General features: G+C 39.9%; 16 protein-coding genes. 7 read left to right on the plus strand and 9 right to left on the minus strand.

The window, feature by feature from the left end; translation table 11 throughout:
* The first annotated feature begins 156 nt into the window (after positions 1 to 156).
* Together HR060_RS01480 and HR060_RS01485 are read left to right on the plus strand one after the other, a co-directional pair.
* Positions 157 to 1,899, plus strand: a complete 1,743-nt coding sequence (locus HR060_RS01480; RefSeq protein ID WP_174198483.1) for an enoyl-CoA hydratase-related protein — start codon at positions 157 to 159, stop codon at positions 1,897 to 1,899.
* A gap of 195 nt (positions 1,900 to 2,094) precedes the next feature.
* The gene (locus HR060_RS01485; protein ID WP_174198484.1) at positions 2,095 to 3,810 is read left to right on the plus strand and encodes a glycosyl hydrolase family 18 protein; all 1,716 of its coding nucleotides are present in this window, start codon (positions 2,095 to 2,097) and stop codon (positions 3,808 to 3,810) included.
* A gap of 93 nt (positions 3,811 to 3,903) precedes the next feature.
* Here HR060_RS01485 and HR060_RS01490 read toward each other — a convergent pair whose 3' ends face one another.
* The 4 genes from HR060_RS01490 to HR060_RS19590 form a co-directional block, all read right to left on the minus strand.
* Positions 3,904 to 5,709, minus strand: a complete 1,806-nt coding sequence (locus HR060_RS01490; RefSeq protein ID WP_174198485.1) for a DUF885 domain-containing protein — start codon at positions 5,707 to 5,709, stop codon at positions 3,904 to 3,906.
* A 168-nt stretch (positions 5,710 to 5,877) separates the two neighbouring features.
* Complete coding sequence (locus HR060_RS01495) at positions 5,878 to 6,435, minus strand: hypothetical protein (protein ID WP_174198486.1); 558 nt, start codon at positions 6,433 to 6,435, stop codon at positions 5,878 to 5,880.
* Positions 6,436 to 6,595: 160 nt separating this feature from the next.
* Positions 6,596 to 7,891, minus strand: coding sequence for a DEAD/DEAH box helicase (locus HR060_RS01500; protein ID WP_174198487.1), 1,296 nt, complete (start codon positions 7,889 to 7,891; stop codon positions 6,596 to 6,598).
* Between the two features lie 139 nt (positions 7,892 to 8,030).
* Positions 8,031 to 8,162, minus strand: coding sequence for a hypothetical protein (locus HR060_RS19590; protein ID WP_281362537.1), 132 nt, complete (start codon positions 8,160 to 8,162; stop codon positions 8,031 to 8,033).
* A 270-nt stretch (positions 8,163 to 8,432) separates the two neighbouring features.
* On the opposite strand from HR060_RS19590, the gene HR060_RS01505 reads away from it, so the two are divergent.
* Entirely contained in the window at positions 8,433 to 9,635 is a 1,203-nt protein-coding gene (locus HR060_RS01505; RefSeq protein WP_174198488.1) for an EAL domain-containing response regulator, read from the plus strand.
* Here the strand turns inward: HR060_RS01505 and HR060_RS01510 are convergent.
* On the minus strand, positions 9,628 to 10,719 hold the full coding sequence (locus tag HR060_RS01510) for an HDOD domain-containing protein (protein WP_174198489.1): 1,092 nt from the start codon (positions 10,717 to 10,719) through the stop codon (positions 9,628 to 9,630). The two genes, HR060_RS01505 and HR060_RS01510, sit on opposite strands and share 8 nt — an antisense overlap.
* A gap of 92 nt (positions 10,720 to 10,811) precedes the next feature.
* Positions 10,812 to 11,522 (minus strand): SapC family protein, encoded by a 711-nt coding sequence (locus HR060_RS01515; protein ID WP_174198490.1) that lies wholly within the window; start codon positions 11,520 to 11,522, stop codon positions 10,812 to 10,814.
* A gap of 209 nt (positions 11,523 to 11,731) precedes the next feature.
* On the opposite strand from HR060_RS01515, the gene HR060_RS01520 reads away from it, so the two are divergent.
* Positions 11,732 to 12,568: a putative RNA methyltransferase gene (locus tag HR060_RS01520; protein WP_174198491.1), complete on the plus strand. Its 837-nt coding sequence runs from the start codon at positions 11,732 to 11,734 to the stop codon at positions 12,566 to 12,568.
* A complete protein-coding gene (gene mutH / locus HR060_RS01525) occupies positions 12,568 to 13,254 on the plus strand; it encodes a DNA mismatch repair endonuclease MutH (RefSeq protein ID WP_174198492.1) in 687 nt (228 codons plus the stop codon). Before HR060_RS01520 ends, mutH begins: the two co-directional genes overlap by 1 nt.
* 15 nt (positions 13,255 to 13,269) lie before the next feature.
* On the opposite strand, the gene HR060_RS01530 is transcribed toward mutH, so the two are convergent.
* The gene (locus HR060_RS01530) at positions 13,270 to 14,031 is read right to left on the minus strand and encodes a hypothetical protein (protein WP_174198493.1); all 762 of its coding nucleotides are present in this window, start codon (positions 14,029 to 14,031) and stop codon (positions 13,270 to 13,272) included.
* A 369-nt stretch (positions 14,032 to 14,400) separates the two neighbouring features.
* Here HR060_RS01530 and HR060_RS01535 point away from each other — a divergent pair, with 369 nt between their 5' ends.
* On the plus strand, positions 14,401 to 15,543 hold the full coding sequence (locus tag HR060_RS01535; protein WP_246283038.1) for a hypothetical protein: 1,143 nt from the start codon (positions 14,401 to 14,403) through the stop codon (positions 15,541 to 15,543).
* A gap of 37 nt (positions 15,544 to 15,580) precedes the next feature.
* Here the strand turns inward: HR060_RS01535 and HR060_RS01540 are convergent, their stop codons facing one another.
* Positions 15,581 to 16,126, minus strand: coding sequence for a hypothetical protein (locus HR060_RS01540; RefSeq protein ID WP_174198495.1), 546 nt, complete (start codon positions 16,124 to 16,126; stop codon positions 15,581 to 15,583).
* Positions 16,127 to 16,305: 179 nt separating this feature from the next.
* Here HR060_RS01540 and HR060_RS01545 point away from each other — a divergent pair, with 179 nt between their 5' ends.
* The gene (locus tag HR060_RS01545; protein ID WP_174198496.1) at positions 16,306 to 16,830 is read left to right on the plus strand and encodes an NADPH-dependent FMN reductase; all 525 of its coding nucleotides are present in this window, start codon (positions 16,306 to 16,308) and stop codon (positions 16,828 to 16,830) included.
* A gap of 95 nt (positions 16,831 to 16,925) precedes the next feature.
* Here HR060_RS01545 and HR060_RS01550 read toward each other — a convergent pair.
* On the minus strand, positions 16,926 to 17,134 hold a 209-nt coding region (locus tag HR060_RS01550; protein WP_174198497.1), incomplete at its 5' end, for an integrase core domain-containing protein.

Here is a 17,134-nt window from a genome sequence, read left to right on the forward strand (position 1 = left end):
AATTTTTGTTGGATTTTGCTGTATTTTGTCATTGCTTTCAGATGCTTTCTTCTCAATAATCCACTCACTTTTTTAACAATTAAAACAAAAACTTAAAATTACTAATAACAAAAGAGAGAGACGTACTTTTGTGTAATTTCGCTTATAAGGATAATCATGCGTATATTACTCATTTCAACTTCATTTAATGGCTTAACTCAACGCTTCTTCACTGAGTTAAACCAAGCAGGTCATCAAGTATCTGTTGAGCTTCATCACGGTGATGAGCAGAAGTTAGTTGAAGGTGTTGAGAAGTATCAACCTGATATTATTTTCTGCCCTTTCCTAACTCGTAAAATCCCTGCTTATTTATACAACAAATATCTTTGCATCATTGTTCACCCAGGTATCAAAGGCGATCGCGGTCCATCTTCACTTGATTGGGCAATTATGAATGAATTACCAGAATGGGGAGTAACACTACTTCAAGCCGATGATGAAATGGATGCTGGTGATATTTGGGCTAGTCGCACTTTCCCGATGCGCAAAGCGACCAAAAGCAGCATTTATAACCGCGAAGTATCTCAAGCAGCCATTGAGTGTTTATGGGACGTTTTAGAAGCGTTCGAGGTAGACAGCTTTAAACCTGAACCACTTGATTACGATAACCCTAATATTAAAGGCCAACTACAGCCGTTAATGAAGCAAACCGTTCGTCAAATTAACTGGCAAGAAGATTCGAGCGAAGAGATTGTGAAGCGCATTCGCGCAGCTGATGGCATGCCAGGTGTTTTAGATGAAATAAATGGTCGTGAAGTCTTTTTACACAATGCCCATGTGGAAATGGAATTAACCGGTACTCCTGGTGAAATCATCGCTACATGTGAGAGTGCTATTTGTCGTGCAACAACAAATGGTGCAGTTTGGATTGGTCATTTACGCAAGCAATCAACAGATAAAGCAGATAAAATTAAACGCCCTGCTAAAGATGTCGTCGCTGACCTATTGCCAGCTGATTTACCTTGTTATCAAATCGATTACACAAAAGCAGGTAAACAAAAACCTCATCAAGAAGTCTGGTTTGAAATCAAAGCCGATGCCGCTTATTTGCACTTTGAGTGCCACAATGGCGCAATGAGCACACTTCAATGTCAGCAAATTTTAGAGGTTTACCAACACTTAGCTAAAACGGACGTTAAAGCGATTGTGTTAATGGGCGGTGAAAACTTCTGGTCTAACGGGATTCACCTTAATGTCATTGAAGCAAGTGAAGACCCAGCTGAGGAGTCTTGGTTAAACATCAATGCCATTAACGATATTGTCGAGGCAATCTTAAATACAACTGATAAGTTAACCTTCAGTGCTGTTGCTGGCAATGCTGGTGCTGGTGGCGCTATTCTTGCTCTAGCTGCTGATGAAGTATATTTGCGTCACGGAGTGATCCTTAATCCTCACTACAAAGGCATGGGTGGCTTACACGGCTCTGAATATTGGACTTACTTATTACCTAAACACGTAGGCGATAAAGCTGCGGTTGATTTAACCGAAAACCGCTTACCACTTAATGCCAGTCAAGCTCTGACATTAGGTATGGCCAATAAGATTTTAGATGACGACCACAACGCTTTTTATGGTCAAGTTGAGCATTTAGTCGAGTTGCATATTCAATCTGAAACCATGTTTGATTCTGCTATTCGCGCCAAGCAAACGATGTTGAAGCTAGACACAAGCCAAAAGCCACTTCAAAGCTATCGCGATTATGAGTTAGCGCAAATGCGCATCAACTTCTTTGGTGAAGATAAGAGCTATCATCAAGCGCGTACTCGCTTCGTACAAAAAGTTTCTTGTGGTAAACAACCGCTTAATATTGCACTTCATCACAGAGAAGATTGGGTATTAAACAAAGAAACAACAAGTTAAGCTAACTAAATGGGCTCATGCAAAATCTTGATGAGCCCTTTTGTTTGTAAAATAATTGTAAATAAAATGTTTACATTTATTTTTCTTTACCTTATTTTATTATCTAGACAACAACCGATTTTTAGTGCTTTCATTTATACGTATTTATTACGTATCTGCAGTTTTAAGTGAAAAAATCGCTTCTGGAGAATAAAAATGAAAAAAAGCCTACTCTCTTTGGCTGTATTAGCAGCCCTTCCTTTCACTTCAAATGCACTTGCCAGTACCCCTGTTGGCTTTTGTGATGAAATGCTCTGGGATGCTTCAAAAACTTACACTAAAGGCGATATGATCGCTTACAACGAAGTGGTATTTGAAGCCCAGTGGTGGACACAAGGTCAAGATCCAAAAACTAATTCAGGTGGTTGGAAAGTATGGCGAGAAAATGGGGAGATCTGTAGCTCATCTAATACGGATACGAATACCGATGTTCAATTTGAAGCTGATATTACGTTAATACAGCCAGTCGACGGCAGTATTTATTACACAGGTGATGTCGTTAATATGTCAGCTGATGTTGTATCAGGTTATCTTGAAGTAGAAAAAGTCGTCTTTAAACTGGGTGACGAAATTATTGCAGAAGATGCTGTTCGTCCATACGAAATTGACTGGGTTGCCGATAAAGTGGGTACACATCAAGTCAGTATGTATGCCGATAGCGGTTTTGGTTACTTAAGTAACGTTGAAACTTCGACAATCACAGTAAAAAGCACAGATGATGGTTTAATTGATCCTACGCCTGGTTTTAAAGTTGTTGGTTACTTCCCTTCTTGGCAAGGTAATGTCAGCGACATTCAATTCGATAAACTAACTCATATCAATTACTCATTCTTATTACCAAATGCAGATGGTAGCTTTAAGCCTCTAGAAAACACAGCTAAGTTCCAACAATTAATCAATGCAGCCAAAGGCACAGATACAAAAATTGGTATCGCAATCGGTGGCTGGAACGGCGGCGATGATAGCGCATTTGAAACATTCGCCGGCACTGCACAGGGCCGTACTAACTTTGTTAATAACGTGATGGCTTTTGTAAACCAATACGGTATCGATGGTGTGGATATGGATTGGGAGTACCCAGATCCAGGCACATCCGCAACTAACTTTGCACTGTTAATGAAACAGCTTTCAGAAGCATTACACGCAGAAGGTAAATTCCTAACAGCAGCGGTTGTTGCACTTGGTTATACAGGTGGTGGCGTACTTGAGTCGGTATTTAATGACGTCGATTTCCTTAACTTAATGGCATACGATGCTAACAATACTGACCATGCCAACTACCAATACGCGTTAGATTCAATTGCATACTGGAAAGGCCGTGGTTTAAGTAAAGAAAAGACGGTTTTAGGTGTGCCTTTCTATTCACGTGCAGGTTGGAAGTCATACAAGCAATTAGTCACAGCTAACATTGCCAATGCTTGTCGTGATACTGATGGTCAAGCTTACTATAACGGTATCCCAACGATTCGCGCTAAGACTAAATTAGCGTTAGAGCAAGCAGGCGGTATAATGAACTGGGAGCTTTCACACGATACGAATGGCCCGGCTTCACTTGTTACTGCAAAATGGGAAGTAGCCAATAACATCGCGCCGAGCTTCAATTGTGGTGATAATAACACAGATACGGGAACAGACACGTCTACCGATACAGATACAGGGACTGATGTGGTACCAAATTGTAGCGACGTTTCAGTTAACCCAGCAACAATTGATTCATACCCTAATTGGCCTCATAACGATTGGTCTGGTAAGCCAAGTCATGCACTAGCTGGCGACCAACTTATCTATAACGGCCAAGTATTTGAAGCAAAATGGTGGACTAACTCAGTACCAGGTAGCGACGATACATGGAACACTATTTGTAAGTTCTAAAATCACTTTTTGTTGTAGTTTTAGTTGTTATTGAGAACAAAAAGCCGTTTCATCGAAATGAAACGGCTTTTTATTGCAGTTTTAAATTCAGCGTTAGTGGTTTTTCACATAGTCTGAAAACATCATTTTTTTAATGATGGGCACTGGTGCACTACCATAGCTTAAAAACTGATTATGAAAGTTTGTCAGATTAAAGTTTTGTCCCGTTCTTGACTTAAGCGCTTCGCGTAAAGCATAGATTTCCGAATAACCGGTAAAATAACTTGTTAACTGAACTTGCGATAATGTCGCTCGGCGCCATTTTCCAGCCGCTTCGGCTTGTTCTTGGAAAGCTTCATTTACCATAAGATCCATAGCTTGTTGCTCAGACATGCCTTTAACTTGAATGCTGTAATCCAAAATTGCATTGACAATCACACGTAAATTCCACTTGTAGTACATCAACCAAAGCTCTGGTTCAAAATCACCATAACCTTGTTCCAGCATCATACGCTCTGTATAAACAGCCCAGCCTTCAACCATAGCCCCATTGCCAAAAATAGATTTAATCAAACTCGGCGATTTATTACTGTGAACGAGCTGGGTGTAATGCCCTGGCACGGCCTCATGAATATTTAAAATCTGTAGTAACCAATGGTTGTATTCTCTTAAGTAACTCTCTGCTTGCTCATCAGTAAAATTATCAAGCGGGGTTACATTGTAGTAAGTATTGGCTTTTGCATCATAAGGACCTGGTGCACTAATTGAAGCACCCGCATAACCACGCATATACTCTGGCGTTTCACGCACAACTAAAGGTTTTTCTAGGTCCATTTCAATCAAATTATTTTCATAGACAAACGCTTCAAGTTCAGGAATTTGCGCGCGAATACTACTGACAAACTCATCGCGTTTTACGTTTTTAACCGAAATGTGATCGATTAACTGTTTAGTCGCTTTCAATTTATCTGCTGGCATAGCAGTATCAGCAAAATATTTAGGCCAAAGTTTATCGGTGATTTTGATGATCTCGCCATGAACGCGTTTTTTCTCAGCTACCGCTTTGTTATAAAGCTGCTCTGCCGTCAAATCAGAGAATATATCCAAAGCAAACTTTTCTTCATACAGCGCTTCACCAATTCTAAAGTCCTTGGCATTACCATTAGTTTTTAATTCGACAAGCTTACTCTCTAACCAAGTGACATAATCATTAATGGCCAGCGTGCTTTTTTCAGCTGATTCAAGCAGGACATTTTTTTCACGGCTAGATAGTGACGATTCATTTACTAACTTAGGTAACTTACCCTTAAAAAGTGCCATCGCCCCTTTATTTTGCTGAATAGCTAACTCAGTATGAGGGATGGTGGGTGTATTGAGAGAGATAGCTGCAGCTTGATAGTAAGCCGGTACTTTCTCCATTCGGCGAAGAACAACCAGTAATCGTTCTTCTAGAGATTTATAAGGCGTGTTTAAAATCAAGCCGATTGTATTCGCCACGTTATAAATAGAAGGGTCCCACTCGTGACGCTTTAAACTTTTGTTGTACCAAAGAATGGACTCAAGCTCATTTTTGATGATGTGATAGTCACTTGCGTTATTTTCATTAAGTTGCTCAATATCGAAACGACCTAACTTTATTAGCTTTTTCTCTGCAAAACGTTTCTCAGCCTCTCTTTGCTGCATATCTGGTAAGACTAAAATACCATCTAACTCATAACGGCCTGCATAGACAGCATGATCAGGAGATAAAACCCAATACTCTTCAATAAAATGATGTTTAAAATCGTTAAACGCTTGATTAACGGCTTGCGTTTGAGCTGCAGAAACAGCGGTTGATTCGGTATTTTGACTAGGAGCTTGTTGCGAAGAACAAGCCACAAGAGAGAATAATATTGCCGAAGCAACCAAAGTTTTTTTCATGTTAATTTCCATCATCGTTATTTGCTTTAGTAGCCTAACCATAAAAGCGAGGAATAACTTATAACCATGCCAAGGCACCAGTGTAAATGCAAGTTAACAAAAAACAAATTAGTGTAAAAAAATAGCCTCTGAGTAAAGTTTATATAACACTTGTTCGCAGCTTAACCACTATGCTTTAAATACGATATCAGGGTTAAAGCGTTTCAACCGACAAATAAGCGGATGCTGCACAACCGCTTGTCTTAAATGACTCCCCCAAAAGCTAAATAGTAATAAAAGAGGAAGGTGCACTAGCATTTGCAGCAGCAATTGCGTATCGGTCATAGAAAACGTCAGATAACGCCCTTGATTGTAGCCACTGGCTGTCATTACATCGGGTACATAAACGTTATAACAAATCAGCAAAGCAGCTAAGATAGCAACAACATAAACAATGAAATAGCCATCACTCTTAATTAACATGCCCAAAGAAAAGCCTAGAATGGTAGCTGTCGCTAAGCTCATGACAAAGTAAAAAAGGAGTTGAAAGTTATCAATTCCCATCAAACTGGTGAGGCTTAAATATGAAGACTCAAACCATGCTAGATGCTCAAAGTTTTCAAACATAAACGTCATAACAGAATGACTGAACTGAACAGAAAACGCGTAGTGTAGATAAAAAGCAATAAAGCCCACCACACAAGTCATTGCCATCAGGCCCCAATTTTTTTCCATTTTTAACAACATTCCTTTTCTCCTCTTTTACTAGCGCTACTACAACTGGTCGGAACAGTTAACGTAACCCAAGCATAGAGAGGTTTTGCGATTAATCCTGTTGCAAAACGTCGGGAAAGTGTAAAAGGCTATGAAACTGGTGCTAAATCATCTACTTAATTGCCAAAGCGAATTATCGTTTGCGAGCTTTAGCACCATTTTTACTGCGTCGAGCTCCCTGTGTTCGGCCTGATGCTCGTAATTTGTCTCGGTGTTTCTGCGCTTTTTTGCTGTTTTTACCTGACTCCTGATAAAGGTTATCAAGGTCAGGTTCAAAGCCAGGATACCACTGAGGTGTTAACCGCTGCTTGATAACGAGCTCTATTTCTTCGAGCATAAATTGTTCGTCAGCCGAGCAAAGGGATATCGCTAAGCCTGTTTTGCCCGCGCGGCCCGTCCGGCCTATACGGTGAACGTAATCTTCTGCGACATGTGGTAGTTCATAGTTAATCACCACTTCAAGGCTTGGTATGTCTATACCTCTGGCAGCAACATCAGTTGCAACCAATGCTCGGATACTGCCCTCTTTAAAAGCTAATAACGCCCTATCTCGAGCGCCTTGTGATTTATCACCATGAATCGCTTGAGTTTCAAGACCGTCTTTACTCATTTCTTTGGCAAGAGCATCTGCAGCGTTTTTAGTACGCGTAAAAACTAATACCTGCTGCCAATTTTTTCTGCCAATTAAATAAGATACCAGCGCGCGCTTCTTGTCTTTATCAACTTGATAAACGGTCTGTTCTACGTTTGCTGCAGCTGCATTTTTTTCAGCAATTTGTATTCGAGTGGGCTCTTTGAGCAATCGCTTACTCAGGGTATGGATAGCATCATCAAACGTAGCACTAAATAGCAGTGTTTGCCTTTGTTCTGGTACCCTTTTTAGAATGCGATTAATTTCCCTCATAAAACCCATATCAAGCATGCGATCAGCTTCATCAAAAACCAAATAATTCAGCTGTTCCAGACTAACTGCACCTTTGAATAGAAAATCCAATAAACGGCCAGGTGTTGCTACTAACACATCACAACCCTTGGCTAATTTATCAAGTTGTGGGTTTAAACTAACACCACCATACGCTTGCACTATTTTTACCGGCATTTTTTTAGCGTATTGGCTAAAACTTTGAAAAACCTGCTGGGCTAATTCACGTGTTGGCGTTAAGACAAGGGCTTTAACGAGAGCAGTCGACTTTTTTGAATCTTCATTATCCTTACTGGGCTCAAGCTCGATTTGCTCCATTAACCGATGGATAATAGGTAAAGCAAAAGCGGCTGTTTTACCTGTTCCCGTTTGCGCACCTGCCATTACGTCTTGCCCTTTTAATATGGCGGGGATCGCTTGCTGCTGAACCTCTGTAGCTTGTTGATAACCAAGTTGTTCAATTCGGTTTAATAAGGAAGGGTTCAACGAAAGTTCAGAAAAATGCATGAGTAAACCTAGTAAGCAAAACTAAGCTTATTTTATCTGAATGTAGTGAGAAACTCGAACGATAAGGCGAGGAAAAAAAGCGGCTAACACAGCATAAGGAAGCCGATAAGGTTGCTTTGGAGCTTCAGTGAAACAAGTTTTAGTGGTTAGCGACCACTTGCATGTCGGTTTGAGTCTGTAACGACATTTCGTGTTTTATATAAACAGGCGATAGTGCTAAAAAAACCGAACTCATGATAAAAATTAAAAACGATACCTTTAGTGCCTTCATGGTTAATCCTTCAGTGTTCTTATTATTCCGTCGAACTTAAATTCAAAACTGGTCTTAAGGTCTGACCAGACAATGATGATTGTAGGAGAACCTGATTTTAAAAACGTTAACCTGTTCACATTTTGAGCCAATTCTGTAACAAATTTGTCATTATTTTATCGATATAAATTGATCTAGCCCCTTGGCTAGTTGTTAAAACTAGCGCTACTATTAATTGAGATTTAAGGAAATCATGGCATTTGATCACTTCTGCATTCAAGGTAGATAAAGATGGTAACAGGGCAGCAAGGCTTCCACTGGCTAAAACCACTTCTGATTGATGATAGCGAAAGTATACGAAGCTATATCAATAGCCTGTTGCACAGTGAGTTTGATATCACGCTTGCAGGGCAAGCCAGCTGTGCAGAATCAGGCTTAAAACAACTCGAAGAAAATAATCAAATCAATCTGCTGATTTGTGATTTAAACCTGCCAGATATGGACGGTGTACAGGTACTGTCTAAACTCAAGTCTTTGCGCTATAACGGTTTTGTAATCGTCGTTTCATCAGTTGCATCGCCTGTACTTAAGTCAGTGGAGCGTCTTGCAAATGAGCTCAATATCAATTTCTTAGGCTGTATTCAAAAGCCTTTTGACGCATCTAATTTTTACCGTTTATTTGTCAGTGCCAATAAAAACAAGCCCAAACAAGACAAAGCCGTTCAACTTAAAATATACGAACTTATTCGCGCTATTAACGAAAGTAAGTTTGATGCATTTGCACAACCTTTAATTGACCTCAATACCAACCAACTCTATTCAATTAAAAGCTTAGTCAGATTAAAACACCCATCAAAAGGACTAATCTCTCCCGATTTATTTATCCCGCTAGCAGAGCAAAATAATCTTATTGATTCGGTCACCTTATCAATGAGCCAACAAGTCTTGAGCATGGCGGATAAATTAGCCGCGATAAAAGATTTAAAAATTGCGCTGAATTTTTCACCTTTTTTGTGCCATTACCCAAATTTTTTGGCTGATTTTTTCAGTTTAGTGGAGCAAAGCCCGTTGAATTACCACAATTTAAAAGTGGAGCTGACTGAAAACGCCTTTAGGGGCGATCACACCAAGCAGCTTACGTTCTTGAATCGATTGGGCGTAAAAGGTGTCGAAATCGGTATGGATGATTACGGAAAAGAGGAATCGACGTTAGAACGGCTCTATGAGTTTCCTTTTTCATTTGTGAAAATAGACAAAGATTTGTTCCACCAAGCCATTGCCAGCGAGCATACTCTTACCCGACTCGATACTTTTATTTCAATGGCAAAACGCGAAAGTTTAGCGGTTATTGTCGAAGGCATTGAAAACAGTCAACAATATGATTTAGCCAAACATTTGGGTTGTGATGCGGCACAAGGTTTTTACATTGCTAAACCTATGCCAATAGAAAATATACCCGTTTGGCTAAAACACTGGCAAAGTCGAATTAACTAGCTAACGGTTCAGTGTTAAGCTGTTCAGCAAACCTTTTGCTGTCATTGGCTAATAGGTACTGTGCTGCAAGGGCCTGGTAGACGTCATCACTGATAAACCCTTTGGTATATAAATAGCGAATTTGCGCAACGACACTGGCATCATAACAACAACTCCCCAGACTGACATTCGCCACAAAATGCTCAGGGTTGTATTTAAGTGCAACGATAATACTTTGAGGTAAATTCCAATATTCTGCAATTTTCACCGTCAACAGCTTTGCCTCTTCGATGATCAGTTGTTTAAACATATCTGAATTGGGTTCACAATCTGGAGAGACGACTTTGAATGCATCCTGCATCAATTGGAAAATGACCATGCTGCCAATCTCACTTATCAAACCAACTAAATATGCACTAGCAGGGTCTTCAAGCTTTATTTTTTTAGCTAAATCATGGCTTAACTGCGCTGTACTTTGCGCATTTTGCCAGAGTGATTGACCAAACATCTTAAAATAAAGATGGGGCACTGGCTTAAATTGACTCAGATAACTCATTAATACAAAGTGTTTTACTTGATTTGCCCCCATCAACATAAACGCTTTTTTTAAATTCGTAACCGGTTTATTTGAATGGTTAAAAAAGCTGGAATTGGCTTTTTCTAACAAGGCACCTGTGATCACAGGCTCTGCTTCGACCAACTGCAAAAAGTGCATTAAATTAAAGTCGTCATTCGATAATTCAGCCAACATATTGTCAACCGATTTAGGCATAACAGGCAGGTGATCCATAATCAGCTCAGGAGAAGCCAATAATTGACGGATGTGGCGATAAACAAACAGGCTTAATTCATCTTCAGATTTAGCATTAGTATGGCTAGTCGCATCAAACAGGTGTTGAAAAAACAGTGAACGAGGGCTGGATAAAACCGGCTCACTAGACATTTGAGCACTGGCATATTCTATGGTTTGCTGCGTTTTATCATTTTCATCAGCAACGGCTTTAGCAGCGTGAGCTCGCATTTTTTCAAAGGTCTCAAAATCAGGCTCACTGGCTTTGGTACCAAATAAAGAATCCAAAGATGCTAAAACCAAACGTATAAACATACCGACACGATTTAAACTGCAATACGTTTATTTTAGACAAAAAAAAGCCGGAGCTGCATGCTCCGGCTTATTCTTTACTTTTCTTTTCGCGATTAAGCTTCAGCTTTTGCGCTTTGAACCACTAAACGCTGAACCTGAGCTAATGAAGCTAACTGGCTATAAATTGCGTCTAATGCTCCTTTGTGGCGGAACTCAAGGAATACTTGGTCTGGTAACTCACGGAATTTTTTCTCATTGATAAGGTAGAAACCACCAATGCGCTTAGTCTCACCTTCTGGCGTTTTAAGCTCTAAGTTTTGAGAAATTAATAAGTCATGTTTAACTAAAAGCTCACAGAATTTACCCGTGATGAACTCTTGCTTTTGCATGTCAGTTAAGAAGTCACGTACACCGTTTAGGTATTCTGTTGCTTCACCGTTTTCGAATAACGCTTGGCCTTCTTCTTCATTTAATGCTGCTGATTCCTCATCAACACAAATTGCGAATTCGCCTTCTTTTTCAGTTAATGTTGCCACGCCAAACGGGTAACGACGAATGATAGCTGGTACGTATGGTGCGTCCCAACGACCATCTTCAGATAAGTAGCTGTTTTGACCTTCTTTCAACCCCATTAAAACAACTGGTTTGTAGTCTTCATTTGGACCTTTAACAAAAACCACAGGGTATGAAGATGCTGCACGAGGGAATTCGCTTACTGTAACAGCAGCCATGTGGATGTTTTGTGCAAAATCAAAGTTTGGTAAAGCTTTAACTTTTTTATTTGCGTGGGCGTCAGAGCTAATAGGTACTAATTTTTTAAACATGGAAAACTCCAAAAATGCTTGAGTGAGATATGTTTGAACCTGTGGTATTAAGGACCATTTTCAGAGTAAGACAACATACCAAATTATTATTTTTATCCGAGTCTAAACTTATAAACCTCGGCCGGTAAAGATATAATGCGTACACAGAATCAGAATTCAACCCTGTTTTTGTAAATTTTTTGTTAACCCTTGTAATTGTGAGTATTTTAGTGAGTACAACAGCCACTTTATTGACCTGCCCGCTCGATAAGAGCCCATTAACAAAACGAGATAATGGCTATCGTTGTGCAAACAATCACCATTTTGATATTGCCAAAGAAGGTTACGTTAACTTATTACCCGCTCATCACAAGCGCAGTAAGCAGCCGGGTGATAACAAGGCAATGGTTCAAGCAAGGCGTCAGTTTCTCGATACAAACTGGTATCAAGCAATCAGTGATTTACTCAACAGTACAGTCAGTCAAACCCTTGATACCTCTCGGACAAACAATTTACTGGACGCAGGTTGCGGTGAAGGTTATTACCTAGCGAGATTAGTTGAACATTGTGATAAAGAGATTAACGCTTATGGTTTAGATATTTCTAAATTTGCAGTTGCAGCCGCGGCAAAAAAATACAAAGCCTTAAATTGGCTTGTGGCTAGTAATCGCCAAATTCCATTAGCCGACTCTTCACTCGATAGCATTATCTGCGCTTTTGGTTTTCCGTGTTATCAAGAATTCAGTGAAAAGTTAAAACCAACAGGTAAGTTGTTTTTGATGGAGACCCAAGAACAACATTTGATTGAACTGAGACAACTTATTTACCCTGAGCTCAAAGCCTACAAGCCACTTGATTTAACACCAGCCGAAAATGCTAACTTTGTGCTGGAAGACAAACAGTCGCTGCAACAAAGTATCACACTCGATAAACAAGCCATCAGCCAATTATTAGCCATGACTCCACACCTTTACCGCGCGCCTAAAGAAGGTATTGCTAAAGTCGAAGCACTATCAACACTGACGTTAACACTTGATGTTGCGCTTTATCAGTTTGGTCGTTGTTAATGTCTTTTTACCCACCGCAGCCAAGCTCAGAGCCACAGTCTGAAGCTGAATTATTAGAAAAAGCCCAAGCCATTGCTGGGTTGAGTTTGGCACAACTTGCTGAGATGGCAGGTGTTTCTGTGCCAGATAATTTGCAAAAAGAAAAAGGCTGGGGCGGTCAATTAATTGAATATCACTTAGGCGCAACAGCAGGCTCTAAGCCCGTGCCTGATTTTGAACATTTAGGTATTGAGTTAAAAACCTTACCCATCAACCAGCAAGGCCGAGTATTAGAAACCACCTTTGTTTGTGTTGCACCGCTGACCGGTAATATTGGCCAACAGTGGCAAACCAGTCATGTTTGCAATAAGTTAAAACGCGTACTTTGGGTACCGATTTTAGCTGAGCGTACTATCCCTATTGCCGATAGAATTGTCGGCTACCCTATTTTGTGGTCACCTTCAGACAGTGAATACAATGCGTTAAAGCAAGACTGGGAAGAGCTGATGGAGCTAATTTGTTTGGGCAAAGTAAGCGAGATCACAGCTAAACATGGCCAGTTTCTACAACTCAGACCAAAAGCCGCCAATGCAGCTATTCGCACTCAAGCGATTGGCCAAGACGGTGAGCCAATTATGAGCCCACCAAAAGGCTTTTATCTGAAAAAAGATTTCACGCAAGCTATCATTAATCGCTGGCTTGGTTAAAGCCACCTTTAGTAATTATTCATTAGCGTTAGCAAATAATAACGCTTTTAACTTATGTTGCAGCTCGCCTTGTTCGCCATCGGCAGAATTAAAAAGCGCGGGGTAAGCTTTAATTTGCACATACTCGCCACAATCTTCTGCCTCTAGCCAATTGGCATCTAAAACCTGTTGTTTATCTAAATTTACCCGTTGAAAAAAATGCTCGCCTAACCACATCATCGCACCAACCCCATAAATATAATCATCGCGAAGCTCCCAATGCCCGGGGTTTGAAGAGGTATCCACTACAATTTGGTTTATAGGAAAGGGTTTACCATTATCTACTTTTGGTAAGTGACTGTGATCGATACCTTCGCGTTCATAAAAATATAAATCATCCCAATTTTGTTGCCGATCATAATCATAAAACCCGATTCGTGCTTGTACAAAACTCGGGTGTTTTAATAATTTGGGTAACCATACCTGCCAGTGCTCAATTAATTGTTCAAAACCAATAACGTCAAAGCGACCAAATTCGTTCAACAAATTGACAAAACTAATGTACACATGCTCTTTTGGGTGCAAGTCGAATTTACGTAACCTAAACGAATCTAACTTCGTTTTTATCATATGATTATTTAAATTTTTTACTTGGATATTGCGCCCTGTATCTGTACACCTTATTTTTTGTAATTGCTCGAGCTCAGTTAAATATTTAGATAACTCGCAGAATTCCCAAAGGTCAATACCTTTGGGAAAGGCTTGATAATCTAAAACAATTTCTAAAAAGCGCTTCATATTGACTCTGTCTTTATATTCTCTAAGGCATAGTTAATTCTAAATAAATACATTTTATCGCCCTATTTATTATCCACACAGCATACAAAATTCGATTAAAGAAATCTCGATTAAACTAATGGGTTCAGTATGTAAAGCGCTTACTAAAGTCACGACCCAGCCTATTTCAACGTAATCAATCTAGCGGCTTGGTTACCCGTAAAAGATGGATAACGATTTTGCTCTAATACCCATAAAAAAATTATAATTAATTCACTCGGTTTAACCTTGCACTGCCCGCTTAGCTAGGTAGAATGCGCTCCTTTTTTGTATTCGCAACCTGAGAGTATCTAGCTAACTATGCGCAAATTGTTGTCCTTGCCAGTTAAAATGAATTTATCTGAAACGGAAAGTCAGATTTACCAGAACATCCTCAAACCGGCTTCCGAATTAAGCTTAAATTTAATGGCAATCAAGGTCACTGAGCGCCCAGAGCAATTCTTACCTTGGTGCCAAGAGTTTATGCGTTTGTGCAGCGAAGAATTGAACTTAGATTTATTAGAAGCAGAACAATTTCCTGCGTTAAAAAAGTTACAAACTAACTTAGAGTTAGCCATTAACTACAACCAAATTAAAACGTTGCGAATTGCACCATGGCCTATTTTTGCCAGCTTCATTCAACAGCAAGCAGAACTGCATGCTTTAACTGAACGAATGGCTTTGCTCGATTATGTTGCGCAATTAAAAGAAAAGTCGCTTACCGAGCTTATCTCTGAAGACTTATTTGTCATTGCGGGTAAGCACACGGCAAAACACGAACCTAGCCTTTACCCGTTTGATTTAGAATGGTTTGGCAGCACAAAAAGCGCCAAAACCTTCTTGAGCTTATTAAGCGATCACGATGCAGAGTTCGATCAAGCTTTATCGCATATTCCACTGACAGGTGATGTCAGCGCGCAAGATTACAAAAACTTTGTAATTGCGTACCACGCTATCTTTGCTCACCATGCAGCAGGGGAAAAAGTCACATTAGCACCGGCTACACGCCTATTGGCGATGCGACGCCCAGACCAATTTATTGCCCTGACCAATAGTAAAATCGAAACCTTGTGTGCTGGTTTTGACGTAGCTAAATTCAAAAATACTGATTTCGATGCATATTGGTCAGACTTAATTGAAAGCATGCGCAGTATGGCTTGGTGGCGCAGCAACGAGCCTGAAGATGCCGAAGAGTTAAAACTGTGGAAAAACCGTGCAATCTTAGTTGATTGCTGTTTATATGCCGATAAACAATTAGCGGCTAACTCAAACTATATTCGCTTGCGCGACAAACCAAAGCGCGCATCAAGTGCAGGCTCTGGCACTACTGCCCGTCGCAGCAAAGCGTCAGCACAAGAGTTAGTCGATAGAGCCTTGGCGAGCGATGATATGCCTGATGCAGTTAAAGCACAGAGAGATTCGATTATTCGCCAAGTTGAAGGTGGTAAACGCGTTGAAGATGTGATTTCACTGTTAAGAACCATTTTTGGCTAACGATTAAAATCGCTCTAACTTAATTGAAAAGGCCGTTTTATAACGGCCTTTTATTTTTGAACTTCTCTTCTATTACCTGTGCTTGATAATCATTAAGCAAATTGAAATTGGCATTGATAATTGGCGCTAAGTCCGTGTTGATGTGCACGTCTTTAAGCCATTGTAAGTTAAACGGGCATTTGTCTATTAATGCTTTAAACAAGTTAAACGCTTTTTCGCTGATGGCCGTGTCAGCAGATGACACTTGGTGCTGATAAAAAATAGCTTGGGCGTAACCGGTTGGCGTAATTAAGTAACAGCGGTCAGACTCTTTGTCGATAAATGCAGGCTGAAAACTAGATTGAGCCAGTAAACGGTTGGGTTTGATAAATTCAAGTCGCCAGCCATCAAGCGTTAACACTCGCCCAGATGTTTGTACAAAACCCTGTTTGGTAAAGTAATTAATTAAATAGTTGCGCTGTCCGTGACTCAGCACATCATAGTCATTACTGAAGTAGTAATAATCATCATAAACAGTGATCAAAGGCAAAGATGCATCGACAAATAAGTGCTTGTCTTTGTTTATGGCTGCTATATCTATCATTAGCTGTCTCTTGGTTTGGGCTTACAATAAATATAAACGTTTTGCTCGTAATAAGTGATCACCTCACCAATTAAAAGCCATATGGAAACAATCATTATCAATTCAGAGTATTAATCTTTAAAAATGGATAACCTATACTAGCTCCATCAAATGACAAACTGTTTCGAAGGGAAGAAACCATGAAATTATTAGCTTTAGCCGCAACAAGTAGTAGAAATTCAATCAACAAGCAATTAGCCAGTTATGCCGCCTCTTTAGTACCTGGTGCTGAGGTTGAAGTGTTAGATATCAATGATTACGAAATGCCACTTTTTAGTGAAGACAAAGAAAAAGAGTTAGGTCAACCTGCACTTGCCAAAGCCTTCTTTGAAAAAATAGGCCAAGCTGATGCCATTATCATTTCTTTTGCAGAGCACAATGGCTCATACACTGCAGCTTTTAAGAACTTATTTGACTGGACTTCACGCGTAAACATGAAAGTTTATCAGAATAAACCTATGGTCATGTTAGCAACTTCACCAGGTCCAGGTGGCGCGCAATCGGTATTAACAACCGCAACAAATTCTGCGCCGTATTTTGATGGCGATGTAAAGGCATCACTGTCTATCCCGAGTTTTTATGACAACTTCAATCAAGATGAACAAAAGTTATCGAACAGTGACTTAAATCAAGCATTGATTGATGCGGTAAATACCCTAGCTTAGGGCCCTGCATCAAAACAGCTCGTCTATTTACTAGCTTCCCTTAGTACCTAAAGTGATTTAGTGACCCATCCTAGTATGGGTTGACACTTTTTTGATTAAAACGCCTGATGAATTTCATCGGGCGTTTTGTATTTTAAGGCCGAATGTGGCCTTTGTTGATTATATAAATCGACTGATTGTTTTACCATTTCCCTTGCCTCATTTAGGTTATTTGGTTTCATTAACACGTATTCGTTTTTAAGAATACCGTTTACTCTCTCAGCCAGTGCATTTTGATAGCAGTCATAACCATCTGTCATTGAAC

Source organism: Marinifaba aquimaris (assembly GCF_013328345.1).
Taxonomy (GTDB): Bacteria; Pseudomonadota; Gammaproteobacteria; order Enterobacterales; family Alteromonadaceae; genus Marinifaba; species Marinifaba aquimaris.

Excerpts from the sequence above, each read along its gene's own strand:
- HR060_RS01480 (WP_174198483.1), top strand. The coding sequence starts at position 157 with ATGCGTATATTACTCATTTCAACTTCATTTAATGGCTTAACTCAACGC.
- HR060_RS01485 (WP_174198484.1), top strand. The coding sequence starts at position 2,095 with ATGAAAAAAAGCCTACTCTCTTTGGCTGTATTAGCAGCCCTTCCTTTC.
- HR060_RS01490 (WP_174198485.1), bottom strand. The coding sequence starts at position 5,709 with ATGAAAAAAACTTTGGTTGCTTCGGCAATATTATTCTCTCTTGTGGCT.
- HR060_RS01495 (WP_174198486.1), bottom strand. The coding sequence starts at position 6,435 with ATGTTGTTAAAAATGGAAAAAAATTGGGGCCTGATGGCAATGACTTGT.
- HR060_RS01500 (WP_174198487.1), bottom strand. The coding sequence starts at position 7,891 with ATGCATTTTTCTGAACTTTCGTTGAACCCTTCCTTATTAAACCGAATT.
- HR060_RS19590 (WP_281362537.1), bottom strand. The coding sequence starts at position 8,162 with ATGAAGGCACTAAAGGTATCGTTTTTAATTTTTATCATGAGTTCGGTT.
- HR060_RS01505 (WP_174198488.1), top strand. The coding sequence starts at position 8,433 with ATGGTAACAGGGCAGCAAGGCTTCCACTGGCTAAAACCACTTCTGATT.
- HR060_RS01510 (WP_174198489.1), bottom strand. The coding sequence starts at position 10,719 with ATGTTTATACGTTTGGTTTTAGCATCTTTGGATTCTTTATTTGGTACC.
- HR060_RS01515 (WP_174198490.1), bottom strand. The coding sequence starts at position 11,522 with ATGTTTAAAAAATTAGTACCTATTAGCTCTGACGCCCACGCAAATAAA.
- mutH (WP_174198492.1), top strand. The coding sequence starts at position 12,568 with ATGTCTTTTTACCCACCGCAGCCAAGCTCAGAGCCACAGTCTGAAGCT.
- HR060_RS01530 (WP_174198493.1), bottom strand. The coding sequence starts at position 14,031 with ATGAAGCGCTTTTTAGAAATTGTTTTAGATTATCAAGCCTTTCCCAAA.
- HR060_RS01535 (WP_246283038.1), top strand. The coding sequence starts at position 14,401 with ATGAATTTATCTGAAACGGAAAGTCAGATTTACCAGAACATCCTCAAA.
- HR060_RS01540 (WP_174198495.1), bottom strand. The coding sequence starts at position 16,126 with ATGATAGATATAGCAGCCATAAACAAAGACAAGCACTTATTTGTCGAT.
- HR060_RS01545 (WP_174198496.1), top strand. The coding sequence starts at position 16,306 with ATGAAATTATTAGCTTTAGCCGCAACAAGTAGTAGAAATTCAATCAAC.